General features: G+C 70.8%; 26 protein-coding genes. 12 read left to right on the forward strand and 14 right to left on the reverse strand.

Annotated elements, in window-relative coordinates:
• Positions 1 to 61 precede the first annotated feature (61 nt).
• Positions 62 to 256 carry a hypothetical protein gene (locus BJY14_RS03530; RefSeq protein WP_179842278.1) on the forward strand — a complete coding sequence of 65 codons (195 nt, stop codon included), beginning with the start codon at positions 62 to 64 and terminating at the stop codon, positions 254 to 256.
• Positions 257 to 632: 376 nt separating this feature from the next.
• Here BJY14_RS03530 and arsM read toward each other — a convergent pair whose 3' ends face one another.
• The 7 genes from arsM to BJY14_RS03565 all read right to left on the reverse strand — a co-directional run bounded on the left by arsM (position 633) and on the right by BJY14_RS03565 (position 6897).
• Positions 633 to 1454 carry an arsenite methyltransferase gene (gene arsM, locus BJY14_RS03535; RefSeq protein WP_218905050.1) on the reverse strand — a complete coding sequence of 274 codons (822 nt, stop codon included), beginning with the start codon at positions 1452 to 1454 and terminating at the stop codon, positions 633 to 635.
• The gene (locus BJY14_RS03540; RefSeq protein ID WP_179842279.1) at positions 1451 to 1900 is read right to left on the reverse strand and encodes a DUF2306 domain-containing protein; all 450 of its coding nucleotides are present in this window, start codon (positions 1898 to 1900) and stop codon (positions 1451 to 1453) included. The genes arsM and BJY14_RS03540 overlap by 4 nt, the downstream gene beginning before the upstream one ends.
• A gap of 212 nt (positions 1901 to 2112) precedes the next feature.
• Positions 2113 to 2529 (reverse strand): ArsR/SmtB family transcription factor, encoded by a 417-nt coding sequence (locus BJY14_RS03545; protein WP_218905052.1) that lies wholly within the window; start codon positions 2527 to 2529, stop codon positions 2113 to 2115.
• A 93-nt stretch (positions 2530 to 2622) separates the two neighbouring features.
• The gene (locus BJY14_RS03550) at positions 2623 to 3687 is read right to left on the reverse strand and encodes an ArsO family NAD(P)H-dependent flavin-containing monooxygenase (protein WP_179842280.1); all 1065 of its coding nucleotides are present in this window, start codon (positions 3685 to 3687) and stop codon (positions 2623 to 2625) included.
• Positions 3684 to 5009, reverse strand: a complete 1326-nt coding sequence (locus tag BJY14_RS03555) for an MFS transporter (RefSeq protein WP_179842281.1) — start codon at positions 5007 to 5009, stop codon at positions 3684 to 3686. The genes BJY14_RS03550 and BJY14_RS03555 overlap by 4 nt, the downstream gene beginning before the upstream one ends.
• 18 nt (positions 5010 to 5027) lie before the next feature.
• Positions 5028 to 6701, reverse strand: a complete 1674-nt coding sequence (locus BJY14_RS03560) for an FAD-dependent oxidoreductase (protein WP_312878951.1) — start codon at positions 6699 to 6701, stop codon at positions 5028 to 5030.
• A gap of 49 nt (positions 6702 to 6750) precedes the next feature.
• A complete protein-coding gene (locus BJY14_RS03565) occupies positions 6751 to 6897 on the reverse strand; it encodes a hypothetical protein (protein ID WP_179842282.1) in 147 nt (48 codons plus the stop codon).
• Between the two features lie 78 nt (positions 6898 to 6975).
• Between BJY14_RS03565 and BJY14_RS03570 the strand changes: the two genes are divergently transcribed.
• Entirely contained in the window at positions 6976 to 7341 is a 366-nt protein-coding gene (locus BJY14_RS03570; protein ID WP_179842283.1) for an ArsR/SmtB family transcription factor, read from the forward strand.
• Positions 7342 to 7552: 211 nt separating this feature from the next.
• Here the strand turns inward: BJY14_RS03570 and BJY14_RS03575 are convergent, their stop codons facing one another.
• Positions 7553 to 8650, reverse strand: coding sequence for a flavin-containing monooxygenase (locus tag BJY14_RS03575; RefSeq protein ID WP_179842284.1), 1098 nt, complete (start codon positions 8648 to 8650; stop codon positions 7553 to 7555).
• Positions 8651 to 8720: 70 nt separating this feature from the next.
• Here BJY14_RS03575 and BJY14_RS03580 point away from each other — a divergent pair, with 70 nt between their 5' ends.
• Positions 8721 to 9134 carry an ArsR/SmtB family transcription factor gene (locus tag BJY14_RS03580; protein WP_246395784.1) on the forward strand — a complete coding sequence of 138 codons (414 nt, stop codon included), beginning with the start codon at positions 8721 to 8723 and terminating at the stop codon, positions 9132 to 9134.
• Positions 9135 to 9274: 140 nt separating this feature from the next.
• On the opposite strand, the gene BJY14_RS03585 is transcribed toward BJY14_RS03580, so the two are convergent.
• The 4 genes from BJY14_RS03585 to BJY14_RS03600 are packed head-to-tail and all read right to left on the reverse strand — an operon-like array spanning position 9275 to position 11609.
• Entirely contained in the window at positions 9275 to 9697 is a 423-nt protein-coding gene (locus BJY14_RS03585) for an arsenate reductase ArsC (RefSeq protein ID WP_179842285.1), read from the reverse strand.
• A complete protein-coding gene (locus tag BJY14_RS03590) occupies positions 9690 to 10163 on the reverse strand; it encodes a three-helix bundle dimerization domain-containing protein (RefSeq protein ID WP_179842286.1) in 474 nt (157 codons plus the stop codon). Before BJY14_RS03590 ends, BJY14_RS03585 begins: the two co-directional genes overlap by 8 nt.
• A 37-nt stretch (positions 10164 to 10200) precedes the next feature.
• Positions 10201 to 11301 (reverse strand): ACR3 family arsenite efflux transporter, encoded by a 1101-nt coding sequence (gene arsB / locus BJY14_RS03595; RefSeq protein ID WP_179842287.1) that lies wholly within the window; start codon positions 11299 to 11301, stop codon positions 10201 to 10203.
• Positions 11298 to 11609 carry an ArsR/SmtB family transcription factor gene (locus BJY14_RS03600; protein ID WP_246396473.1) on the reverse strand — a complete coding sequence of 104 codons (312 nt, stop codon included), beginning with the start codon at positions 11607 to 11609 and terminating at the stop codon, positions 11298 to 11300. Before BJY14_RS03600 ends, arsB begins: the two co-directional genes overlap by 4 nt.
• A 977-nt stretch (positions 11610 to 12586) precedes the next feature.
• On the opposite strand from BJY14_RS03600, the gene BJY14_RS03605 reads away from it, so the two are divergent.
• The 7 genes from BJY14_RS03605 to BJY14_RS03630 all read left to right on the forward strand — a co-directional run bounded on the left by BJY14_RS03605 (position 12587) and on the right by BJY14_RS03630 (position 18435).
• Positions 12587 to 12955: a hypothetical protein gene (locus BJY14_RS03605; RefSeq protein WP_179842289.1), complete on the forward strand. Its 369-nt coding sequence runs from the start codon at positions 12587 to 12589 to the stop codon at positions 12953 to 12955.
• A gap of 224 nt (positions 12956 to 13179) precedes the next feature.
• Entirely contained in the window at positions 13180 to 13809 is a 630-nt protein-coding gene (locus BJY14_RS03610) for a carbonic anhydrase (protein WP_179842290.1), read from the forward strand.
• Between the two features lie 10 nt (positions 13810 to 13819).
• Positions 13820 to 15313, forward strand: a complete 1494-nt coding sequence (locus BJY14_RS03615) for a SulP family inorganic anion transporter (protein WP_179842291.1) — start codon at positions 13820 to 13822, stop codon at positions 15311 to 15313.
• A gap of 371 nt (positions 15314 to 15684) precedes the next feature.
• Positions 15685 to 16677, forward strand: a complete 993-nt coding sequence (locus BJY14_RS03620) for a vWA domain-containing protein (protein ID WP_312879777.1) — start codon at positions 15685 to 15687, stop codon at positions 16675 to 16677.
• Entirely contained in the window at positions 16674 to 16808 is a 135-nt protein-coding gene (locus tag BJY14_RS46335) for a hypothetical protein (protein WP_281382056.1), read from the forward strand. Before BJY14_RS03620 ends, BJY14_RS46335 begins: the two co-directional genes overlap by 4 nt.
• 234 nt (positions 16809 to 17042) lie before the next feature.
• The gene (locus tag BJY14_RS03625; RefSeq protein ID WP_179842292.1) at positions 17043 to 17474 is read left to right on the forward strand and encodes a barstar family protein; all 432 of its coding nucleotides are present in this window, start codon (positions 17043 to 17045) and stop codon (positions 17472 to 17474) included.
• Between the two features lie 340 nt (positions 17475 to 17814).
• Positions 17815 to 18435, forward strand: coding sequence for a hypothetical protein (locus BJY14_RS03630; protein ID WP_218905058.1), 621 nt, complete (start codon positions 17815 to 17817; stop codon positions 18433 to 18435).
• Positions 18436 to 18539: 104 nt separating this feature from the next.
• On the opposite strand, the gene BJY14_RS03635 is transcribed toward BJY14_RS03630, so the two are convergent.
• Complete coding sequence (locus BJY14_RS03635; protein ID WP_312878952.1) at positions 18540 to 19160, reverse strand: MarR family winged helix-turn-helix transcriptional regulator; 621 nt, start codon at positions 19158 to 19160, stop codon at positions 18540 to 18542.
• Positions 19161 to 19215: 55 nt separating this feature from the next.
• On the opposite strand from BJY14_RS03635, the gene BJY14_RS03640 reads away from it, so the two are divergent.
• Positions 19216 to 19854 (forward strand): class I SAM-dependent methyltransferase, encoded by a 639-nt coding sequence (locus tag BJY14_RS03640; protein ID WP_179849145.1) that lies wholly within the window; start codon positions 19216 to 19218, stop codon positions 19852 to 19854.
• 1 nt (position 19855) lies between these two features.
• Complete coding sequence (locus tag BJY14_RS03645) at positions 19856 to 20461, forward strand: YHS domain-containing protein (RefSeq protein ID WP_179842294.1); 606 nt, start codon at positions 19856 to 19858, stop codon at positions 20459 to 20461.
• Here the strand turns inward: BJY14_RS03645 and BJY14_RS03650 are convergent.
• Positions 20454 to 23501 carry an ATP-binding protein gene (locus tag BJY14_RS03650; RefSeq protein ID WP_179842295.1) on the reverse strand — a complete coding sequence of 1016 codons (3048 nt, stop codon included), beginning with the start codon at positions 23499 to 23501 and terminating at the stop codon, positions 20454 to 20456. The two genes, BJY14_RS03645 and BJY14_RS03650, sit on opposite strands and share 8 nt — an antisense overlap.
• Positions 23502 to 23531 lie beyond the last annotated feature (30 nt).

The raw sequence follows: 23531 nt of genomic DNA on the forward strand, positions 1-23531 counted from the left end.
TCCAGCTCCCAACCGGGGCAACTGAGAACAGGGGTTTCATCAGGCGGATCGGGTCCGATTCATGTCCGAGCAGACCAGGCCGGGAGCCGACGCCGTGGTCGCCGACCTCAAAGGCCGGCCGCCCCGCAAGATCAGGCTGGGCGGGCTGGAGTTGCTGCTCGGCGTGCCATTGATGGTCTTCGCGGCAGTGGTTCTGGTCGGCGGCACCTTCTACCTGCTGGTCTACGCGATCTCCGGCCGACGGTGCCCGGCCTGATCAACCAAGGGGACGCCGAGGGGCACGCCCCCGTCCGGGAGCGCCTCCAGGCGGCGGCTCACGGCGTCCCCTTCCTGGCGATCCTGGCCTACCTCACCTGGCGGGCCGCCCGGGCGCGCCTGAGCACGCCCAAGGTCGCGATCGACTCCGGGGTGTGTGCGGGGGGACGCAATGGTGCCTCCCGAGACTGGCTCCCGTGGCTTCCCGGGCTGTGGAGAGGAACCCTGCCGTTCGCAAGCGGTGGACCATGCTGGAAGGCACCCTCTGAACGCGTTCCAGATCGCCTTCGAGAGCCGCCTCACCTCGGCCATCCACTGACAACCAAGATCGGCCATTAAGTTGACACCTGGCCAGCGGCCCTCGGTCCAGACACAGGTCAAGTCTCAGGTTTGGTGGCTTGGACCATCGCCGAGTGCGTTCCGTCGGTGAGTTGCTGTGCAGGGGTGATGGTGACATCGATGAAGCCGGCGGCGCTCAGGTGGTCGCGGTACTCGGCGAAGGTGAGGGCTCCGGCGATGCAGGCGGCGTGGCCGCCGCGCGCGACACGGTCGTCGGGAGTCAGGTGGTTCTCGGCGACGACGTCGCTGATGCCGATCCGGCCGCCAGGCCTCAGGACCCGATAGGTTTCGGCGAAGACCGCGGGCTTGTCGGTGGACAGATTCACCACGCAGTTGGAGATGACCACATCGACGTGGTCGTCGGGGAGCGGTATCTCCTCCATGTGGCCTTTGAGGAATTCCACATTGGCGGCGCCGGCCTCGAGCGCGTTGCGCCTGGCCAGTTCGAGCATCTCCTCGGTCATGTCCAGGCCGTAGGCCTTGCCGCCGGGACCGACGCGGCGGGCCGACAGCAGGACGTCGATTCCGCCGCCCGACCCCAGGTCCAGGACGGTGTCGCCGTCTGCCAGTTCGGCGACCTTCAGCGGATTTCCGCAACCGAGGCTTGCGGCCAGCACTTCGGTGGGCAGATGTGAGCGGTCGTGTTCGGTGTATCGGGTGGCCCCGAACCCTTGTTCGTCCAGTCCGGTGGGGGCGGTGCAGCAGTCGTCGCCCTGGGGCGAGTTGGAGCAGCAGCCGCCGGTTTGGACGGTGACCGCTCGGGCGACGGCGGCGTAGTGGTCTCGGACCTGGTCACGCGCCTGGCCGTCGTCCTCTGCTCCGGACGGAGCGGCCATGTCGGTGTCGTCTGGCTCGATCATGGGGCGGTCTCCTCACGGAAGGTGGAATCCGGTCTGGACGATGAGGGGAAGCGGTGGAGCGCCCGTAGCAGCAGCGGCAGCCCGACCCCCGCGGGGAGGAACCAGAAGGTGATCGGAGGTAGCGGCTTCCAGAGCGGGAGCCGGGGACCGTCGTCGACGTAGAAGGCGGTCAGCAAGGTGATGTAGGAGATCGCCATGGCGGCGATGTGGTGGCGCCATCCGTGCCACCGCATCCGGCGGGCCGAGAGTCCAACGCCTGCGGCGGCGACCGCCAAGGCTCCAAGGATCAGCAGGTAGGAGGTGCGGGGCCGGGCGGCGGCGATGCCGGACGCGGTGACCGCGACGACGACCAGGGCACCGAGGTGGACCCGCCCGCTGCGCGGGTGCCGGCCCGGTCTCTTCGGGCCGTTCTCCATCAGCAGATGGCCGACGCCCGGCACGATCACCAGGCGTCCGGGGTGCCCGCTCGCGCCGGCGACGTCGCGGCGCGGTCGCTCGCCTCAGAGGGGCGGGATGTGCATGTCCTCGGCCCCGCGGATGACCACCATCGGGGCGTCGAACCTTCGGAGCCGCGGCGGTGTCGGCCTGGTTGGTGGGACGGAGTCGGGCACCCAGGAGACGCCGCGTCTTGGGACGCCGCCTGGTCAGACCGTTCTGCTCATGTCGGGTCATCACCGGCCACCGCCGTCTCCTCGGTCAGGCACAAGGCCAGGTCCAGCACGGCGGGGATGCAGGGGTCGGCGATCGAATAGAAGATCCGGTTGCCGTCCCGGCGAGCCGCCACCATGCCCCGGTCGGTCAGTCGCTGCAGTTGATTGGAGATCGCCTGCGGCCGCATCCCCACCTGCTCGGCCAGTTCCCCCACCGGCACCTCGCCGTCGCGATGGAGCGCGTGCAGCAATCTCAGGCGGGTGTCGTTGCCCAGCACCTTGAACAACACCACGAGTTGCGACGCCTGCAGTTGGTCGAGCAACGGCCGTTCGGCCAGCGGCGGCTTGCCTGCCCGCGCCGGCAGGGTCTGCGCCACTCCCGGTTCCAGAACCGGGGGGCAGCACTCGGGTGTCTCGTCCTCCACGACTCCACTATGACACTGTCTTGTGTGATTGTGTACTGCTAGCAAGGTCGAACGCGACACGGAACATGGCTGCGGTACGAGCTGCGCCGGCGCCTATTCGGGGGCGAGTTGGGAAGTGATGTCGCGGACGGCGTCTCGGGCGGTTCTGCCTGCGCCGACCAGGGTGGCCGATCCGGGGCCGGTCCAGTCGCCGTAGCCGAGCAGGTGCAGCCGGGGTTCGGCCAGTGCCCGGGTTCCGCCGCCGGTCGGTATGTGTCCCGTCCCGTCCCGCAGGCCGAGCGGCGTGAGGTGGCTCAGTGCCGGCCGGAATCCGGTGCACCAGATGATCGCGTCGCAGTCCTCGGTCCTGCCGTCGCGCCAGGCTATGCCGGTGGCGGTGAGGCGGTCGAACATCGGCTGTGCGTGCAGGAGGCCTCGGTCCCGGGCGTCCCGGACGGCGGGCACGGCGACGATATCGCCCAGCCCGCCGATGCCGCCGGAGTCGGCGTGCCCGTCGCGGAGCCGGCGGAGACGGCGGCTGGCCAGCTCGAACAGGGCGCGCCCGTCGAGGTCGTCGGGCAGGAAGCGCGGCGGACGCGGGGTCGTCCAGATCGTCGTCGCCTGCGAGGCCAGGTCTGCCGTGATCTGGGCGGCGGAGTTGCCTCCGCCCACTACGACGACCCGCTGCCCGTGGAAGTCCTCGGGCGTGTGGTACTGCACGGTGTGGAGTTGGCGGCCTTGGTAGTCGCCGCGTCCGGGATAGTAGGGCAGGTAGGGGCTCCACCAGGTGCCCGTCGCGCTGATGACATGGCGGGCCCGCCAGGACGCGGTCGCGCTGTCCAGGCGGAGCAGGTCGCCGTCGCGGTGTACGGCCTCAATGCGCACCGGCCGGTGTATCGGCAGTTCGTAGCGTTTCTCATAGGCGGTCAGGTAGTCGACGACGTGCGCGGCTGGTGGGTAGCCGCGGTTCCATGGCGGCATCGGCCGGCCCGGGAGGGAGCTGTAGCGGGCGGGTGAGAACAGCCTTAGGGACGCCCACATGTGCGGCCAGGCCCCGCCCGGCTCGTCCTGCGCGTCGAAGATGGCGAACTCCACGCCGCTGCGGCGCAGATAGAAGCCGGCCGCCGAGCCCGCCTGGCCGCCGCCGATGACGGCCACGTCCAGAACATCGGCGCTCATGTCTCACTCCTCCTCTTGTGCGGCGCCAGGCGCGCAGCCGGCCTTGTCGGCAGTGCGGCCGATCGGTGGCGTGTGGTGGTGCGGGCCGGGGCGGTGCCGGCGGCGAGTGCCGCGGCCAGGACGGCGGCGAAGGTCAGCACCAGGAACATGCGGGGGTATCCGCCGAGTCCGGCGGCCAGGGCGGCTCCGGCGAAGGGCGACACGGCGGTGGCCGTGGTGATGGGAGCGGCGAGGATTCCGGACAGGGCGCCGTAGGACGCCGTGCCCCAGCGGTCGGAGACGGCGGTCGCCTGGAGGAGGGTGGCGATCCCGCGGGTCGTCCCCGCCAGGAAGGCGATGGCGATGAGCAGCGCTACGGGGCCGGGGATGGCGGCGAGGGCCGCGGTGGTGGCGGCCGACAGCGCGAGGATCCAGACGGTCCGGGCACGGACGCTGGTACGGCGGACCAGCACGCGGTAGCCGAGGCGTCCGGTGACCTGGCCGATCCCGCCGAGCCCGAGTGCCCAGGCGGCGGTGGCGCTGGTGGCGCCGCGGGAGGTGAGCAGTGGGATGAGGTTGATCACCACCGCGTACATCGCGAACGCCGACAAGGTGAGCGCGGTGGCAAGCAGCAGGAACGGCCTGCTGCGCACGGTGCCGGACACGCTCGCCCGGGTGCGGCCGTGCGGGCGGCGGGGCCTGTCCGGCGCGGTTTCGGGTGGCGGGGGCCAGGGGCGCCGCAGGGCCAGTAGGTGCAGCGGGACGGTCACCACGGCCAGTACCGCCACCAGCACGAGGTAGACGCCGCGCCATGAGAGGTGGGACGACAGCGCGTCCGTGAGTGGTGCGAAGACGGTGCTGGCCAGGCCCGCGACTAGCGTGAGTGTGGTCAGGGCGCCGAGGTGGTGCGGCGCGTAGTAGCGGGTGAGCGCGGCGAAGGCGGGCTGGTACAGCACGGCGGACATCGCGACGCCGGCCAGCAGCCAGGCCGCGGTGAACGTCCACAGGTTCGGTGCGGCGGCCACGGCCAGGACGGCGACCACGGCGAGCACCGAGCCGCCGGTCATCAGGACGCGGGGGCCGTGCCGGTCCAGCGCGCGGCCGACCGGGATGCCGCCCAGCGCGGCCATGACCAGCGAGGCGGAGAAAGCGGCCGTGATGGCCGCGGTGGACCAGCCGGTGTCACGGGTGACGGCCTGCGACAGGACGGGGAAGGCGTAGTAGAGCACGCCCCAGCTGGTGATCTCGGTGACGCAGAGGGCGAGCAGCGGGACGCGGGACACGCCGGTGCCGTCGGCGGAGGTGTCCGCCGACGGCACCGGAGCGGGAATGCCACGGCTCATCGGGTCGTCGGTGCCCCGTCAGGCGTCGCCATGTCCGGACTCGCCGGAGTAGCCGTGCACGCGCCCGGTCGCGAACCCCAGGCCGGCGGGTGCGCCGACGCCGATGCTGACCGGTTCGGGAGCCGCGGGCCCGCAGCACGAGCCGCCGACGGATCCCGACTGGGCGGCAGGGGCGGGCGTCGCCTCGGTGGAGCACGACGTCCCGCAGCCGCCGTCCTGGTCGGCGGCGCCAGGCAGCAGGTCTTCGGTGACCAGGCTGGTGGAGCAGACACCGGTCTCGGGAAGGTCGAGCTGGACGGAGTCGGCGGCTTCGCGGTCGCCGGCGAGCGCGGCGACGATGGAGCGGACCTGCTCGTAGCCGGTGGCCATGAGGAACGTGGGTGCGCGTCCGTAGCTCTTCATCCCGGCCAGGTAGAAGCCGGGCTCGGGGTGGGCGAGGTCGCGTTCGCCGTGCGGCGGGACGGTACCGCAGCTGTGGAAGTTGGGGTCGATCATCGGAGCGAGCTTGGCCGGGGCCTCGGTGGCGGGGTCGAGGTCGACCCTCACCTCGCGCAGCATGTCGAGGTCGGGCCGGAATCCGGTGGCGGCGACCACGATGTCGGCCGGCAGGACGCGAGAGCCGTCCGAGGTCTGGCCGGTGACCTGCACCGCTCCAGCGGAAGCTCGATCATCCCGCATCGCCAGGCCGGTGATGGTGAAGTCGCGGACCAGGTCGATCTCACCATTGTCCACGGCCGCCTTCAGGCGGGTGCCGAGCGCGCCGCGGGCGGGGAGGCCGTCGGCGTCGCCGCCGCCGTAGAGCCGGGCCACCGATGCGCCGCGCACCGCCCAGGTGATGCGGGTGCCCTGTTCGTTCTTGGCGAGTCCCGCCAGGGCGAGCAGGGTGTTGGCGGCCGAGTGCCCCATCCCGACCACCAGGGTGTGGCGGCCTGCGAAGCGGGCGCGGTCGCGGCCCAGCACGTCCGGCAGCGGGCCAGTGATGTGGGCGGCGGCCTGGTCCTCGCCGGGGGCGGGAAGGCCGGAGTGGCCGAGCGGGTTGCCGCGGCCCCAGGTGCCGGACGCGTCGATGACCGCGCGGGCGGCGACGTCGTCCACCGCGCCGTCCAGGCCGACCGCGCGGACCAGCAGCGGACGCTCCTCACGCCCGACCGTGCGGGTCACGTCCACTCCCTGCCGGGTCACCGCCGCCACACGGGTGCCGGTGCGGATCCGGTCGGCCAGCGCGGGCACCCGCGCGAGCGGAGCCAGGTAGTCGCGGACGAGTTCGGCGCCGGTCGGCAGCGCCTCGGGGTCGGGCAGACGCCACCCGGTGGGCTCCAGCAGCCGTCGGGCGGCGGCGTCGGTGTCGTACCGCCAGGGCGAGAACAGCCGGACGTGCCCCCACTCCGAGATCGCCGCGCCCACTTCTCCCCCGGCCTCCAGGACGAGGAAGTCCTGGTCGCGTTCGGCCAGATGGGCGGCGGCGGCCAGCCCGACCGGTCCCGCACCGATCACCACGACCGGAAGGCCGTCCGGCGTCCCGGCCTCGACGCAGCCGCAGCCGGCGTCGGTCTTGGCCTGCTGGACGGTGACGTCCGGGTTCACGCTCTGCTCTGCGTCGGTACAGCAGGCGCTGACACCACAGCAGCTGCTCGCACCGGTGGAGGCGTTCCGGGACGCGGCGGGCTCGGGTCGTCCGGTCTCGTCGTTCACGATGACTCCTTGTCCGTTCGGTAATGGGTGTCGGCGGCGGGGGAGCTGCTCAGAGGCGGGCGCGGTAGGCGGCGGTGGTGACGCGGTCGGTGTGTGCGGACGAGCGGCATGTGGGCGTGCACACCTGGTCGCAGGTCTCGCAGAAGGCGACGGCCTTGACGCGACGGCCGGTGATCTTGGAGAGCAACCTCCTCATCTCGGACTCCCTGTTTAGATGTCCATCTAAGCAGGCGCCAGTTTGCATTACTGGATAGATGGATGTCAAATTAGAGGCATGTCTAAGTCGCTGGAGCTCGAGGACGTGACCGACCCCGTCTGCTGTGCGCCGCTGAGCAATCCGGCATTGAGCGAGGCGGAAGCGACCGAACTGGCCAGAGTGTTCAAGGCGCTGTCCGACCCGGTGCGGTTGCGCCTGCTGAACCTGATCGCGTCGGGCGAGGACGGCGAGGCGTGCGTGTGCGATCTGACCGGCCCGTTCGACCTCACCGCGCCGACCATCTCCCACCACCTGAAGGTGCTGCGCCAGGCCGGACTCATCGAAGGTGAACGTCGCGGCACGTGGGTGTACTACCGGGTGGTGCCGGAAAGACTGACCCGCCTGTCAGGCCTGTTCGCCCTGCCCACCCTGGCACCGGCCTGACCCGTCCCTGTCCCCCGCGTCCCGGCCAGCTGCACCGCAACCTGCGCCGCCACGGGACCGTCCACAACACCCTCGCCGCCCCCTGCGAGGTGCAGGGCAGGGTTGTCGCGAGCCCCCCCGACCGCGGCGCCGTCCTGATCGCCCGGGATGTGGCGCACCCGTCAGGTCCTCGGGCGAGCAGCGGCGTCTCCAGCGGGGCCCTACGCCGTCATCATCTGGACGACGTCAACGCACGGTCGGTGGTGCGTATCTGCTTGCGCAGCCGGGTGAGGACATGGCGGGCATCGGCGGCGACCCCGCGCAGGGTGACCGAGGCGAACGAGCGCTGCCATTCCAGCCCCACATACCCGAGTCCTGGATGGGTGAGCGAGACACCGCCGCGGTGGTGCGGCTGCCCGTCCTCGTCCAGCGCGCCCAACCCGGCGAGGTAGTCCACTCCCGGCCGGTACCCGGTGGCCAGCAACACCACGTCGACGTGTTCGCGCGTGCCGTCGCTCCACACGACCTGGTCTCCCTCCAGGCGGGTGAACATCGGACGGCGGTCGGGGTTGCCGGTGGCGATGGCGTCCCGATAAGTGCCGATGTCCATCACCGGCGTGCCCTTGCCGCCGGTCAGCAGCGGGCGCGCCCAGCCCGCGGTGTCCAGCCCGGTGCGCTGCAACCAGATGTGCATGTCGATGCCCAGAAGGCGCTGCGCCATGAAGCGCAGGGGATGCCGGGTCGCCAGCGTGACGTCGGCGACCCCGGCGAGCTCGATCGCGATCTGCACCGCCGAGTTCCCCCCGCCCACGACCACCACGCGCCGGCCCGCGAACGCGTCCGGGCGCCGGTAGTCGGAGGAATGCAGCACCATACCGGGAAAACCGTCCAGCCCCGGCAGGTCCGGGCGGTGGGGGCGGCTGAACCCGCCCGTCGCGGCGATCAACACCGGTGCGGCGAGGACCTCGCCGCCCGCCGTGACCACCTCGAATCCGCCTCGCGATCCGTCCTGCGCGGCCATGACCTCTGTGACCCGGTGACCGGTGCGGATGTCGGCGTCCAGACGGGCGGCGTAGTCGGTCAGGTAGGCCACGACCTCGTCCCGCGCGGGGTAGCCGTCCGGATCACCCGGGAACACCGTCCCAGGCAGAGCGCTGCGGCGGGCTGGGGAGAACAGGGTGAGGCTGTCGTAGTAGTGCGGCCAGGACCCGGCCGGCCGCTTGGCCGCCTCCAGGACGATGGGCGCCAAGCCGAGCGAGCGAGCGATGTGGGCGGTGGCCAGACCGGCCTGCCCGCCGCCGATGACGACCAGCGGTGCGGTGGTGAGCATGAGGCGAACATATCAACATTTCATAAAATGTCCAATTGTTGATATGCGGCCTAGGATGGAGGCCCGTCCCATGGAGGAGCAAGCAGCGATGGCCGAGCCGGTGACCAGCCAGTCGATGTCGTTGGAAGGGCCGGTTGGCGGGGCGGCCACCCGGTCTCCCGGCGGAGGCTGCGATGGGACGCCGGCGGCTCCTCTCGGCGCCGGAGCACACGAGTTCCTCAAGGCGCTGGCCAGCGAGCAGCGGCAGCAGATGCTCGAACTGTTCGCCGGCGGCATCGAACTCAGCGTCGGCGCCGTCGCCGAGCGCCTGGGCGTCGGCCAGTCCAACGCCTCGCAGCAACTCGCGCTGCTGCGCCGGGGCGGCCTGCTCACCTCACGCAGGGACGGCAAGCAGGTCCTCTACCGCATCGATTCGGCCGCGATCGACCGGTCGCTCACCGAACTGCGCGACTACCTGAACACCTGCTGCCCGCCCGCGGACTGAGCCCGCCGCCCTGGCTCACCGCTCCTACCGCGCCCGGCAAAGGCCGCGGATCGACCGGGGCGAGGCAGGAGCCGGAGAGCGGGGCGGCGCCGCATACCGGCGCTCAAGACAGCGCACCGTCGACTCCGGCCCCTGCGCTCTCACTCCTGCGGCCGCAACTCGCTGACAAGGTTCTCGACGCGCTTGCGGATCTCGTCGCGGATCGGCCGCACGGCGTCGACCCCCTGCCCGGCGGGGTCGTCGAGGGCCCAGTCCAGGTAGCGCTTGCCAGGGAAGACCGGGCAGGTGTCGCCGCATCCCATGGTGATGACCACGTCGGATGCCTGGACGGCGTCCGTGGTCAGCACCTTGGGGATCTCGGCGGAGATGTCGATGTCCTCCTCAGCCATCGCCTCCACCACCGCGGGATTGATCTGGTCGGCCGGCGCCGACCCCGCCGAGCGGACCTCGACCTCATCGCCGGCCAGATGGGTGAGGTAGGCGGCGGCCATCTGGGAGCGTCCGGCGTTGTGAACGCAGACGAACAGCACGCTGGGCTTGCCGGAGAGAGACCGATCAGGCATCGGAGGTCCTTTGCTGGTCGAGGGCCGGGATGGCCGAGAGCGGCGAGCAGGTCGATGACGAGCGGGTCGATCTCGTCGCGGATGCGGCGGTCTCGGCCACGGCCGGCTCCAGTTCGGCCGCCGGCGCTATGCCGGCCGAGCGGGCTTGCAGCCGCCCGTGCCCGCGCGCCATGGCCGGCGCGGCGACCATCTGGGACCGGCCGGCGTTTGCGTCGCAGGCGAACAGCACCTCGGGGACCGGTTTGTCGAGCCGCCCTTCAGCCTGGGCAAGAGCGGTGAGCCGCTCGGCGGCGAACCGTTCGGCCAGCACCACCAGATGGGCATCGACATTGGAAGTGGCCCGCAACTGCCCGTAGGGGTCGACGACCAGACTTCGGGCGGTCTCGGTGGAGACCAGCCCGTGGAACCGTCCAGCCAACCGCACGGCGATGCGATCGAACAACGCCTCACCGGGTCTCGTGATCACTGCGGACCTCCGTGGCACATCTCTGGAACCGCGCTGGTCATCTCCTGTCACCGCCGCCGACCTGATATCGGCGGCGCAGCCACAGCGACACGTACACCAGCCCCACCAGGACCGGGACCTCGATCAGCGGGCCGACCACGCCAGAAAGCGCCTGCCCGGAGGTGACGCCGAAGGTTCCGATCGCCACGGCGATGGCCAGCTCGAAGTTGTTCCCGGCAGCGGTGAACGCCAGCGTCGCAGTGCGCGGATAGGACAGCCGGACGGCACGGCCAAGGGCGAAGGACCCACCCCACATCACCGCGAAGTAGGCCAGCAGCGGTAGGGCGATGCGGGCGACGTCGGCGGGCTGGTTGGTGATGGTGTCGCCTTGCAGGGCGAACAGGATGACGATGGTGAACAGCAGCCCGTACAGCGCCACGGGACCGATCCGGGGCAGGAACCGCTCCTCGTACCACGCGCGGCCGCGGGCGCGTTCACCGAACAGGCGGGTGAGGTATCCGGCCGCCAGCGGGATGCCCAGGAACACCAGCACGTTCACCACGATCTTGCCGACCGAGAAGTCCGCCTCGTCGGTCTCCAGCCCCAGCCGACCGGGCAGGACCTGAAGGTAGAACCAGCCGAGCGCGCCGAACGCGATGACCTGGAAGACGGAGTTGAGAGCGACCAGGACGGCGGCGGCCTCGCGGTCGCCGCAGGCCAGGTCGTTCCAGATGATGACCATGGCGATGCACCGGGCGAGGCCGACGATGATCAGCCCGGTGCGGTACTCGGGAAGGTCGGGCAGGAAGGTCCAGGCCAGCGCGAACATCACCGCCGGGCCGATCACCCAGTTCAGCACCAGCGAGGCGATCATCAGGCGGCGGTCTCCGGTGACGGTGTCCAGCCGGTCGTAGCGGACCTTGGCCAGCACCGGGTACATCATCACCAGCAGGCCGAGAGCGATCGGCAGCGAGATCCCGCCCGCCTCGACCTTGGCCAGGGCGTCGTCCAGTCCGGGAACTGCGCGTCCCAGCCCGAGGCCGAGCGCCATGGCCGCGATGATCCACACGGGCAGGAAGCGGTCGAGCGTCGACAGCCCGCCGACCACCCCGTCACCCTGTGGCCCGGGGACGGTGCCGGGGTCTTGCGTGGTGGTCACGTGCAAGGCCTCTTTCGCTGGTGGGTCTGGACCTCGCGGGCGGCGGCGGCCAACTCGCCGAGTTCGGCGGCCAACTGCTCCAGCGCCTCGGGACACAGCCGGTAGTAGGTGAAACGCCCGCAAGGCTCGGTGTCCACCAGGCCCGCTTCACGCAGCACCCGCAGATGGTTGGAGATATTGGTCTGCTTGGCGCCGGTCTCCTCCACGAGGTGGCAGTTGCACAGCGCCTCCGCTGCCAGCAGCGACACGATCCGTGCGCGCAACGGGTCGGCCAACAACCTGAGCACATCAGTACCGACTGACATCATCACAGACTGATACGTTAGCAGCCTCCGGTATCGGCCGACCAGGCGATGCGACCTCGGCAAACGTTCGCAGCCCCTGCGCTCGACGGCAGCGCAATCGCCACCAGCCTTTCGATGCAGGCCCGGACCCTTCTGGATGCACCATCCTGGAGGCCTGGGCCGCGCAGCAGCACAACAGCCCTTACCTGGACCTGCGCGTACACCCATCCGGACTGGAGCACGGGCACAGCCGGTCACGGGCGTTTTGACCGGGGCGCGCACTCTCGCCGCGGAGGGCGTCGTGAAGCGTGACGAACTCTGCGAGGCTCGCAACTGTCGGCCCGGACACATCCTCTGGCGCGGGGCGCCAACAGAGGCGCTGATGTGGGTCCTGGGAGGGCGCGAGACCGGCACTTGGATTCGAGGCAGCCAGTGAGGCGCGCTGGCGCGGCCTTGGCGACCAGGTGCGCCCCTTCGAGGTCGGCAGGGACCAGCGGAGGCGCCCCCTCAAAGTTGTACCAATGCCCACATCTTCTTCTACAATGCATAGAAGTGCCACCGTTGCCTTCGGTCCGCGTTAGCTCGTGCGTTGAGAGGCAATCCGGCGGAGCTGCACGATCGTGCGAAGAACGGGGATCGTCGCCGCCCGGGACTCCAACCATCATCTTCTATCGTATGTAGAAGATGGGACCGGTGCCGACCGCACGGGACTGGCCGACACCCTGGCACCGCGCAAGCCGGCACGGCCGACCGGAAAGCTCCCGCCATCCCTGGAACCGATTCCGGCTTCGTGATCAGAGACTAACGATGCGTGATAGGGTCGTGATCTGGCTGCCTCCCGCTTTCTGCCGGGCGCTCGAATGCACTGTCATGCAGCTTGGCGAGCCATCAGCGCTTCACGCACGGGTCAGTTAGTAGCGGACGAAACGGCTGGATGAGCCCGGCCCGATCGGAGGACGTCGCGGGTGAGACGGCACAGCACGATGAGACGTGCCGCCGCCTTGCTCATCGTCGTCCTTTGCGGCTGCCTGCACCTGGTACTGGACACGGCTCTCCAAAGCGCAGGACCCGGCGAGTTCACGGCGCCGGCTTCGGCGGGCAGCATTCAACTGAGCGACTCGGGCGCGCTTCGCTCCAGTTCGGAGGAGCGGAAGTCCGCGCAGGAGTCGCCCAAGCATCTGACGGTCCGGGCGAGCAGTCGCGTGGCCAACCCCAAAGAGGTCAAAGCCCCGGACACCCCGACACGCTCGGCATTCACCGCCGGCGTGAGCACGATCGCGTTTCCGCGCCGCGTCGGCGGGCTCGTGCACGCGATCAGCAGACGTACCACCGGGAACATACCCGCCATCCTCCAGGTATTTCGTTGCTGACAGCGCCCTCCGGCGCGTGTCACCTTCCTGCCGAAGCACCATTTTGAGGGCGTAAGTCGTCGCGCTTGGTCGTTACGACCATGCCACATGCAATGAACGACGGCCTTATCGCGCCTCGGTATCGGAACGGGTCAACGCGACCGGACGACCACACCGTCAGATCGTCCTTTGTCCAACTCCTACGATGCCCTCGCCTTCGCGGGGACGCCCTGGAGGTATTTCGCATGCGCACTTTCATTGACCATGCCCGAACGTTCGGCTCCCGGGCAGCGGAGAACGGCGGAGAACTGCATCGGCTCGCCGACGGCCAGTCGCCTCTGGCGCTGTTCATCACCTGCTCCGACTCGCGCGTGATCCCTTCCCTGTTCACCGGAGCCCGTCCAGGCGAGCTGTTCGAGCTGCGCACGGCGGGCAACATCGTTCCGCCGTACCGGCTGGACCGTCCCACCAGCGAAGCGGCCACCATCGAGTTCGCGATCGAGATCCTCGGCGTCGCCGACGTCGTGGTGTGCGGGCACTCCCACTGCGGGGCCGTCGGCGCCCTGGTCCGCGGCGACGACCTCAGCGCCGCCCCGGCCGTCCGCACATGGCTGGCCGAGGCCGCCGGCACCTCGCCGCGTCTGCCCGGTAACGCCGCATCCGAGCGGGCGGCATCCCCCTCCGCCGGCTGCGGCGACCTGGCGGCGGCGGTCCAGAGACATGTGCTCGATCAACTGGAGCGGTTGCGCGCCTATCCCGGCGTGGCCGAGCGGGCCGCCGACGGCCGGATCGGCCTGCACGCCTGGTACTACGAAGTGCACACCGGATCGGTGCTGGCGCACCGGCCGGACGCCGACACCTTCTCTCCCCTGTAGGTGAGGACCGATGCTCCCAACGACCCTGCGGTCCTCCCGAGTGCTTCGCAACGAGATCACCGCGTCCCTTGTCGTCTTCCTCGTCGCCATGCCGCTGTGCGTGGGAGTCGCGGTCGCCTCCGGCGTCCCGGCCGAGCTGGGCCTGATCACCGGCATCGTCGGCGGCCTGGTGACCGGTCTGCTTCCCGGCAGCAGCCTCCAGGTCAGCGGTCCCGCCGCGGGCCTGACCGTCCTGGTGTACGAGGCCGTCCAGACATACGGCCTGAGCACGCTCGGCGCGATAGTCCTCGCGGCGGGCCTCCTGCAGTTGCTGCTCGGCGCGCTGCGGATGGGGCGGTGGTTCCGCGCGATCTCCGTGGCCGTGGTGGAGGGCATGCTCGCCGGCATCGGCCTGACCATCATCGCCGGGCAGTTGTACGCCATGGCCGATGCCACCGCGCCCGGCTCGGGCATGGCCAAACTCGCCGGGCTGCCGGGCCTGCTCCTCGACAGCACCGGATCAGCCGCGGCGCTGGCCGCGCTCGGCGTCGGCGCGGGCACCGTCGCACTGCTGGCGGGATGGGCGCACCTGCCGGAACGAGTCCGAAAAGTTCCGGCGCCGCTCGCGGCCGTGGCTCTGGCCACGGGTGCGTCCTTCCTGCTGGATCTGCCCGTGGCCCGGCTGGACGTACAGGGCCTTCTCGGAGCCGTCCAGCCACCCGGCATCGGCGACGTGGCCCGACTGGCCGAGATCGGCGTCCTCGGAACCGTGCTGGCGTTCGCGCTCATCTCTTCCGCGGAAAGCCTGTTCAGCGCCGCCGCGGTCGATCGCATGCACGACGGCCCCCGCACCGACTACGACAAGGAGCTCATGGCCCAGGGCACCGGCAACACCGTGTGCGGGCTCCTGGGAGCCCTGCCGATGACGGCGGTGATCGTACGCAGCGCCACCAACGTGCAGGCAGGAGCGCAGACCAAGGCTTCGCGCGTCCTGCACGGGCTCTGGATTCTCTTGTTCGCCGCGGCCTTCCCTGCGGCGCTGGGAATCATCCCGCTCGCCGCCCTCGCGGGCGTGCTCGTGCACGCCGGCTGGAAACTCATGCCTGTCAAGCAGTTGCGCCCCTTGTGGCGCCGTCATCGCGGCGAGGCACTGATCCTCGTCCTCACGGCCACGGCAGTGGTCGTCCTCAACCTGTTCGAGGGAGTGCTGCTCGGCCTGGTGCTGGCTGTGATCAAGACAGCCTGGGAGACCTCGCACATCCAGATCGAGGTGGACGAGACGGAAGAGGCGGCCGACGCGAACGGGCGTCCGGTACGTGTCGCCCTGGCCGGCCATGCGACGTTCTTGCGGCTGCCGCAGATGTTGGACACCCTGGAGAAGCTCCCCCGAGATCGGCCGGTCCAACTGGACCTCACCGGTCTGCGGCACCTGGACCACGCCTGCCACACGGCGCTGATGAACTGGGTGGAGCGCCACAACCAGGCGAGCCTCGACATGGTCTCGGTCGGAGACGCCCGATCCTGAGATCCGCACGGAACCCGTGACGGGGGCAGATGCGGGCGTCCTGCCCGCATCTGCCCCCCGTTGCGGACCAGATGCCCGTCGAGCAGGATGTGCAGGCTGCGCAGGCCGGCCCGGACGGTCAACGTTCGTCCGGCCAGACCCTGGGGAACCGAGAACCCCTGCCGTCCCGGCACCAGAGTCACCTGGCCGCTGGGTGGGACGCGGACCTCGAACTGCACCGCCGGCTCCTGTGGCCGGTCGGCCGGTGGCTCGATCACCTCGACCCGCAACGGTGCCGCGGCCTCATCCTGGCTCTCGGGCTCGGGCTCGTCGGGGCGGGCGGGAGCGTGCGGGCGGAACACGCTGGCCGGAGTGGCCATGTTCAGCGCTTGGTGAGGGCCGCTGGCGACCGGCCCTATCTCGCCTCGGCGCTCTACTCGCTGACGGTCGTACCGAGCGACGGGGTGCCGACGATGGGCGTCGATCGGCACTGGCGGTGCTACGTGTCACCGTCCTTCGTCGCGGCGTCCTCTGTCCCCGAACTGGCGGGCGAGTGGATCCACGAGGTGGCACACCTGCTGCGGAACTATCACGGCCGTGCGGACCTGCTGCCGACCGCCGACCGCCGCGACCAGGCGCGCCTGAACGTCGCCCAGGACTGCGAAATGAACGACGACCTGCTCGCTGACAGGCTGGAGCTTCCCGAGGGCCGGGCGGCACCCGGCGACTTCGGGCTGGAGACCGGACGGCTGTTCGAGGAGTACCTCCCCCACCTGCCGCCGTCGGCCCAGTGCTTCGACTGCGGCTCCGGCGCCCATGGCGCACCCGGCGACTGGGAGATCCTCGGGCCCGGCGGGCAGGGGGGCGTCAGCACGGTCGAGGCCGAGGCACTGCGCCGCCACACCGCCGAGGCCATGCGCGCCCAGCGCAACCGCGGCTCCCTTCGGGGAGGCTGGCAACGCTGGGCGGAGCAGCTCCTCGAACCGGCGGTCGACTGGCGCCGCGTGCTCGCCGGAGCCGTGCGAGAGGCGGTCGCCTTGGCGGCCGGAGGGGTCGACTACACCTTCCACCGTCCGTCCCGCCGCACCGCCGCGCTGCGCGGCGTCGTCCTGCCGAGCCTGCGACGCCCACTGCCGGTCGTCGCGATCGTCATCGACACCTCCGGATCCATGGGCGAGGACGACCTCGCGACGGCCCTCGCCGAGGTAACCGGCGTACTGCAGGAGGTCGGCGTTCGGGGGGAACCGGATCACCGTGCTCGCCTGCGACGCCGACGTGCACACCGCGGCGCGGGTGACGTCCGCGCAGCAGGTCGCGCTCAAAGGCGGCGGCGGCACCGACATGCGGGTCGGCATCCGGGCGGCCCGAACGCCCCGGTGTCATGATCGTGCTGACCGACGGTTTCACCCCGTGGCCCGAAGCGCCGTCGTCATCGCGCCTCATCGCCGCGCTCATCGGCGCCGATCCGCCGCCCCCACCTGCCTGGGTCGAAACGGTCCACGTTCCTCGGAACTGACCCGGTTCGGCATGCCATAACCCGATGAACGTTCGCGGCCACCGCAACTAGCGAGCAGGAGAGCGCCTCGCAGAACAGCGCCGCGTCGAAGCCCACCCGACGACGGTCAGCTCATTGCCGAGACCGCCCGCACAACCACCAACCATCAGCCGCTTCAAGGCCGCAAACCCAAGCGCAGCAAAGCAGGACGCGAGGGGCCATCGGGCACCGGGAACTTGAAGAACATCCATCAGGATGACCTCGGGTGACTACGTTGTGATCATGGAATTTCGACCTGGGGTGACTGCCGTCGATCACGCTGAAGCCGCCGGGCTGGTGAGGACCGCGCGCGACGAGGGCGCCATCGTTCATCTGTTGGCAGGCGCAGTGGATCGCACGACCTTCTTCGAGGCGGTCCGGTCGACATTTCCGCTGGACCCGCCTCTGTCGAGCAGCCACGTCTGGGACGCCCTGGAGGATTCGCTCTGGGAGGGGCTGCTTCAGACAGGCCACCGAACTCAGGTGATCGTCTGGCCGGATGCGTCAGCATTCCAGACTGCCGCACCCAACGACTATGCGACCGCGATCCAAGTCCTGACAGCGGTATCTCAGGCCCTGGCGGATCGGGAGGCAACAGTCGGCAACCCGGTGACGCTCTCGATCTTCGTCACTGCTCACGGGACGTGAGCACGAGACCACGTCACCTGAAACACCCGCGACAGCTCAGTCCTACCTCGGCCTCGACAGTTCATCTAGCCGAGGGCGTCACCCACCTCCTGAGCCGGATCTGTCACGAGCGCGACGATCCAGGTGACCTGCCAACTGCACCCTGCCAAAGCAAGATGTGGGGCCACCCTCGCACCCGACCTGTTGGACATGCCGCCAAGCACACCAGAGCCGAACCCGGCTGGTGGACCCGAGCGGACATGCGACGAGCCTCGTCCCGAGGCTTGACGCCGCAGCGCGTCCTGATGAGGTGGTGGATCACAGTTAGGCTCGGCGTTCGGTCTGACCTCGTGGAGGGTGTGTGTCTGTCATCGGTTCCGCCGTGCGTCGTGGTGGTCTGGTGGCGGGTGCGGCCGTGCTCGGATTCGCGTTCGCCGCGGCCGGCTACCTGTGGTGGGGGACGACCGCTGCGGCGCTGATCGCCGTGTCCGCGATGATCGGCGTGGTGATGGCACTGGGCTGGCTGTACCGCACCCGGCGGCCACTGCGGTTCCGCGGCGCGCCGCTGACCCTCGGCGTCCTGGCGGCGTTCGTCGTCCACATCGCCGGTGTCGTGGCTGCACGCGACATCGCGATGACGCTGGTCGGCGTCGACGCCGAGGCAGTCGTGGAGCGGACCTGGACGACGCACAGCCGCGGCTCCCAGAGCCACCACTGCACGCTGCACCGGACCGGTGGAGCGCCGATCCCGCGTAAGCTCGCGACCAGCTGTGAAGGGTACGGACGCGGCGACACCATGCCGGTCGTCCTGGATCCGCGAGGACGATTCGCGCCCGTCGGCGGCCCCAAGTCAGACCTCCCAGCAGTAGGAGAGAGCCAGGTGGTGGCCGCCGCCGGGCTCGTGCTGCTGGCCTCGATCGCCATCGGATCCGTGCCCGAACGACCAACACGTGCCAGGTCGTCGAGACGCTCCCGCACGTAGCCCCGTGCGGGCGGGTTTCTGGCGCAGAACGCGTCCAGCCCGGCGACCTGACGGGACAGCGTCACCACCATGCGGCGGGCACCCCGGGAAGTAAGGCTGGGGGCTCAGGCTAGACCGATCAGAACGGGGCGCGTCAAGCCCAGCGGCACGGGAGTGGGGACCGGCGGCTCACCGCCCGCCTCGCTGAGCGCCCGCAGGGCGACGACGAGCGCCAGCCGCTGCCCGGCCGGCATCCGCGCCACGACATCCGTGATCTCGGCGCGGCGCCGCGCCGTCACATCGTCGACCACGCCGCGACCCGTGGCGGTGAGCGTGATCTGGACCTCGCGTCCGCTGTGCGGGCTGGCCTGCCGGCTGACCAGGCCGGCCGCGGCGAGCCGGTCGACCATCCGCATGGCCGTCGACGGATTCACGTCCAACGACCGGGCGAGGGAGACGAGCTTGGCGGACCCCTGCGACGAGAGCACGACCAGCAACCGGAACTGCGGAAGGGTGACGGCCTCTTCCACAGCCGCCAGGGAACGCGCCGAGACCGCCACCAGGAACCGGGAGGCCGTCAGGATCGCCGAGGTCACCTCGTCGATGTCGCCCACTTCGACGTCCCCCGCGGCCTGGCCGCGAACGTTGTTGCGGCGCGGCGCGTCATCGGTCATAAGGATTTTTCTACCCTGCCGCACCGCGCCCCCGCCACTGAACGCGGTCGCGCCACAGACCTCGGCGATCACGTGGTGCCAGCGATGTGTGCTGGAGATGCAAGCGCGGGACGGCAACCTGCGGCGCATGAACATCGTCAACACCCATCAGTCCGAGGCGTGGAACGGGTACGAAGGCCGTCACTGGGCCGACCACCACAACCGGTACGACACGCTCGTCACCGGTCTCAACGAGCCGCTGTTCGCGGCGGCGAGGATCGAGTCCGGGCACCGCGTGCTGGACGTCGGCTGCGGCGCCGGGAAGACCACCAGGATCGCCGCGCTCCGTGCCGGGCACACCGGTCACGCGGTCGGCATCGACCTGTCCGGGCCGATGCTGGAACGGGCCCGCGGTACGGCTGAGGAAGAGGGCATCACCAACGTCACCTTCGGAAGAGGCGACGCGCAGGTCCACGCCTTTCCCCGGGCGCATTTCGACGTGGCCGTCAGCCGCGGCGGCGTCATGTACTTCGCCGACCCCGTCGCGGCGTTCTCCAACGTCCGCGAGGCGCTGAAGCCCGGCGGGCGGCTGGCCTTCGTGTGCGGTAGGACCACCGACGAAGACGAGACCGGCCGCGTCTGGGCGGCGATGGCGCGGCACGTCCCGCTTCCCGATCCTGCCGAGGACGACGCGCCAGGGCCGATGAACTTCACCGACAAGGACCGCATCGTGAGCGTGCTCACCGCGGCCGGCCTCACCGCCCACCGCCCTGGAAAGGAGGGCTGAGATGCTGTTCATCGAACTGTTCGTCCCCAAGGGCGCGCTCAGTCTGCAGGAGCGGGAGGGCCTCGCCGAGCGACTCACCCCAGCGCGGCTTTTCTCGGCTTCTGAAGAAGGCACGGAGCACATCGCCCCCGACTCGGGCGTGGGCGATCTGTTCGCATCGCTCTCCCACGTCGTGGTCCACGAGCCGGAGACCTGGATCGCCGCGGGCGGGCCAGGCGAGCGACGCCACTTCGTGGTGAACGTCCACGTTGCCGCGTGGGCCAGGGAGATGGGTGAGCACCTCATCGCCGCGATCACCCGGGAGCTCGTGGAGGCCGACGCGCGCGGAGCGGAGACGCAGGTGCTGGTGCACGTCCTCGGCGTGCCCGAAGGCGGCTACGGGATCGACGGCCGGATGCGGCGTTCCTCGGATCTGCTCGAGATGATCGAGCAGGCCAGGACCGGGTCCCCGGCGGAGGCGCCGCCGGGGACGTTCGTCGATCCGGTGTGCGGGGCGCGGGTCCCGGTGGAGACGGCCGTCGTCCTCGAGCGGGAAGGGACCACGTACGGCTTCTGCTGCTCCCACTGCCGTGGTCATTTCGCCAAGCGGTCCGCTCCGGCTAGGTGAGGCGCTCCGCGATCAGGGCGAGGGCCTCGTCGTGACCGCGGGCGCGGCCGCGGGCACGGGCGGCCTTGTAGGTGGCTTCGCCCAGCGTCTCCCGCAAGGCGGGCACGAGGCGCATGAGGTCGGCGTCGATGGCGCGGACGTCGCCGATCAGGGCCTCGGCGGCGCCGAGGAACTCGGCCGCCTGCTCGGCGCGTCCGTCCAGGGACGTCAGGCGTGCCAGGCGGGCCGCGGCGACGGCCGCCATCGCGGAGTCGTGGACCGTGACGGCGAGCTCGAAGGACGCGGCGATCCGCTCCCGCGCCGTCACGAGGTCGCCCTGGGCCATGGCAAGGTCTGCCGCCGTGCAGCAGACCGCGATCCGCAACTGGGGGTCTTCGGCGCGGCGGGCCGCGTCCCAGGCCGGTCGGAGATGGCGGGCGGCATCGTCCAGATCACCCTCGCGCAGGGCGAGTTCGGCAAGGACGACCCTGGCGAAGGCGAGGTGGCCCGTCTCTGCCTCTTGCTGGACGAGCGCGCGAAGTTCCCTGCGTGCCCGGGCCGGGGCACCGGCCCGGGCACGCAGCTCGGCGATCCATATCCGCTGGAGCACGAGGGGGTCGGCGGGGTCGAGCTCGCGGAGCAGCCGGACGGCCTCTTCGAGGTCGGCGACGGCGTGCTCGCCGGCGACGGTGCGCAGATCGGCGCGCGACGTCAAGGCCCAGGCCAGTCCCGCGCGCTCCCCCAGTTCGGTGAAGGCGGCGATCGCGTCCTCAAGATCGGTGCGCATGTGGTCCACGTCCCCGGCTCTGCCGTGCAGCACCGCGCGGATCAGCACCGCCATCGCGCGCGTCCACGGGTGGGGATGCGAGAGGTGGCGGCTGAGCGCGTCCATCGCCTGAGCATCGGCACCGGCGACGATCTCGACGACGGCCTCGGCGAGGGCGGCGCGCGGCTCCTGCGGAGTGGTCTTCAGCAGGTGGCGGATCTCGGCGGCCTCGTCGTCGCCCGGGGGTCGTCCGGACCAGATCGACGTGGCCAGCAGATGCAGGGTCCCGACGATGATCCTGCCTTCGTCCGGCGCCTCGCCGCGAACCTCCAGGGTCGCCTCCGTCCAGCGCAGCAGCGCCTGTTGCTCTCCTCTGAGCAGCCAGTACGTGCACAGCGCCGCGCACAGTCGCGTGGCCGTGCCCGCGTCTCCGGACTCGCAGGCGAACTGCAGCGCCGCCAGGAGGTTGCCGCGCTCGCCTGCCAGTCGCTCCACCCACGGCAACTGTCCCGCTTCCCGCAAGTGCGGCTCGGCCTGTTCAGCGACGCCGGTGAAGTAGGCGGCGTGCGCGGCGCGGACGCGGGTGAGTTCGCCGGTCTTCACCAGTTCCTCGACGCCGTAGGCGCGGATCGTCTCCAGCATCCGGTACCGGTGGCCGTCGAACCGCAGCAGCGATTTGTCGGCCAGCGACTCCAGTACACCGGGGTCGGTCGCGGCGACCGCCCGCGCGCTCGCCGCCGTGATCTCTCCCGGGAACACCGCCAGGCGTCGGGCGAGGCGCCGTTCCTCCGGTTCCAGCAGGTCCCAGCTCCAGGCGACAACGGCGCGGAGCGTCCGGTGACGTGGGTCGGCGGTCCGGTCGCCCCGCGCCAGAAGCGCGAACCTGTCGCCGAGGCGCTCAGCGACGTCGTTCAGGGGCAGCGTGCGGAGCCGGGCCGCGGCCAGTTCGATCGCCAGCGGAAGGCCGTCGAGGCGGCGGCAGACCTCTTCGATGAGCGGCGTCTCGTCGGGGGTGGCCGCGAAGCCGGGGCGCGCGGCTCTCGCGCGCTCGGTGAAGAGCGCGGCGGCGGCGGCCGGCGCGAGCGGCGCGACGGGGCAGACCGCCTCGCCGTGGATGCCCATCGGCTCCCGGCTGGTCGCGAGAATCCGCAGCTCGGGGCAGCGGCCCAGCAGGTCGCGGGCGAATCCGGCGGCCTCGTCGATCAGGTGCTCGCAGTTGTCGAGCACCAGCAGGACGGCGTCGCCGGCGAGCGCCTCGGCCAGCCGCTCCATCGGGGGACGCGGGGAGGCGAGATGGTCGCCCGAGCGGATGCCCAACGCGGCGATCACCGCGTGCGCGACCGCGGTATGCTCGACCGCGCCGGAACGGCTCACCGGCGCCAACTCCGTCATCCACACCACGCCGGGGAACTCGCCCGCCGCCGTCTCCGCGAGACGGGTCTTGCCCACTCCCCCGGGCCCGGTCAGCGTCACCAGCCGCCCCGTCTCCAACTGGTCACGGACGAGCTGCAGTTCCTCCACGCGCCCTAGGAAGCTGGACACCGGCGCGCGTAGATTCCCGCGCGGCCGGGCGGCGGGAGCCGGTTCTGCCCGCAGCAATTCCAAGTGCAGTTCACGCAGCTCTGAGCCCGGATCGGTGCCCAGTTCCTCGGCAAGGAACGCGCGGTATCCCGCGTAGGCGGAGAGCGCCTCGGCCCGCCGCCCGTCCTCCGCCAGCGTCCTGATCAGCAGGAGGCGGAGACGCTCCCGCAGTGGGTGTGCCGCGACAAGTGCTTCCAGGTCGGCGACGAGACCGTCGAAGGCCCCGATCGCCAGCGACGCCTCGGCCCTGTCCTCGGCCCCCGCGAGCCGCACCTCCTCCAGCCGGCGCCGCGCCGTGTCCGGCACCTCCTCCGGCAGCCCGCCCCGCCACAGCCCGAGCGCCCCGTCGAGCAGCCGCAGCGCGACCTCCACCTCGCCGTCGCGCAGGGCGCGGCGCCCCTCGCAGGCCAGCCGCTCGAACCGCAGCGCGTCCACCGAGTCGGCGGCGATGTCGAGCCGGTAGCCCGCCGCATCCGACCGGATGACGCCGTCCGGCAGGAGACGGCGCAACCGCGACACCAGGGTCTGGAGCGCGTTCGCCTCCTTCGCGGGACGCTCGCCCGGCCAGATCGAGCCGCCCAGCGCCTCGGCGGAGACCGTGCGTCCCGCGTCCAGAGCCAGCCGGACCAGCAGGGCGCGCAGCCGCGGACCCGTGACGTCCACGGCCTCGCCGCAAGCCTCGACGTCCAGCGGACCGAGGATCCTCACGCGCATATCCCGAACGTATCGGGCCCCTCCTTCGGC

It is taken from the genome of Actinomadura luteofluorescens (assembly GCF_013409365.1).
GTDB lineage: Bacteria > Actinomycetota > Actinomycetes > Streptosporangiales > Streptosporangiaceae > Spirillospora > Spirillospora luteofluorescens.

What these genes read in the sequence shown, in the direction of transcription:
- BJY14_RS03530 (WP_179842278.1), top strand. Translation starts at nt 62, where the DNA reads ATGTCCGAGCAGACCAGGCCGGGAGCCGACGCCGTGGTCGCCGACCTC.
- arsM (WP_218905050.1), bottom strand. Translation starts at nt 1,454, where the DNA reads ATGATCGAGCCAGACGACACCGACATGGCCGCTCCGTCCGGAGCAGAG.
- BJY14_RS03550 (WP_179842280.1), bottom strand. Translation starts at nt 3,687, where the DNA reads ATGAGCGCCGATGTTCTGGACGTGGCCGTCATCGGCGGCGGCCAGGCG.
- BJY14_RS03555 (WP_179842281.1), bottom strand. Translation starts at nt 5,009, where the DNA reads ATGAGCCGTGGCATTCCCGCTCCGGTGCCGTCGGCGGACACCTCCGCC.
- BJY14_RS03565 (WP_179842282.1), bottom strand. Translation starts at nt 6,897, where the DNA reads ATGAGGAGGTTGCTCTCCAAGATCACCGGCCGTCGCGTCAAGGCCGTC.
- BJY14_RS03570 (WP_179842283.1), top strand. Translation starts at nt 6,976, where the DNA reads ATGTCTAAGTCGCTGGAGCTCGAGGACGTGACCGACCCCGTCTGCTGT.
- BJY14_RS03575 (WP_179842284.1), bottom strand. Translation starts at nt 8,650, where the DNA reads ATGCTCACCACCGCACCGCTGGTCGTCATCGGCGGCGGGCAGGCCGGT.
- BJY14_RS03580 (WP_246395784.1), top strand. Translation starts at nt 8,721, where the DNA reads ATGGAGGAGCAAGCAGCGATGGCCGAGCCGGTGACCAGCCAGTCGATG.
- BJY14_RS03585 (WP_179842285.1), bottom strand. Translation starts at nt 9,697, where the DNA reads ATGCCTGATCGGTCTCTCTCCGGCAAGCCCAGCGTGCTGTTCGTCTGC.
- BJY14_RS03600 (WP_246396473.1), bottom strand. Translation starts at nt 11,609, where the DNA reads ATGATGTCAGTCGGTACTGATGTGCTCAGGTTGTTGGCCGACCCGTTG.
- BJY14_RS03610 (WP_179842290.1), top strand. Translation starts at nt 13,180, where the DNA reads ATGCGCACTTTCATTGACCATGCCCGAACGTTCGGCTCCCGGGCAGCG.
- BJY14_RS03615 (WP_179842291.1), top strand. Translation starts at nt 13,820, where the DNA reads ATGCTCCCAACGACCCTGCGGTCCTCCCGAGTGCTTCGCAACGAGATC.
- BJY14_RS46335 (WP_281382056.1), top strand. Translation starts at nt 16,674, where the DNA reads ATGATCGTGCTGACCGACGGTTTCACCCCGTGGCCCGAAGCGCCGTCG.
- BJY14_RS03625 (WP_179842292.1), top strand. Translation starts at nt 17,043, where the DNA reads ATGACCTCGGGTGACTACGTTGTGATCATGGAATTTCGACCTGGGGTG.
- BJY14_RS03640 (WP_179849145.1), top strand. Translation starts at nt 19,216, where the DNA reads ATGAACATCGTCAACACCCATCAGTCCGAGGCGTGGAACGGGTACGAA.
- BJY14_RS03645 (WP_179842294.1), top strand. Translation starts at nt 19,856, where the DNA reads ATGCTGTTCATCGAACTGTTCGTCCCCAAGGGCGCGCTCAGTCTGCAG.
- BJY14_RS03650 (WP_179842295.1), bottom strand. Translation starts at nt 23,501, where the DNA reads ATGCGCGTGAGGATCCTCGGTCCGCTGGACGTCGAGGCTTGCGGCGAG.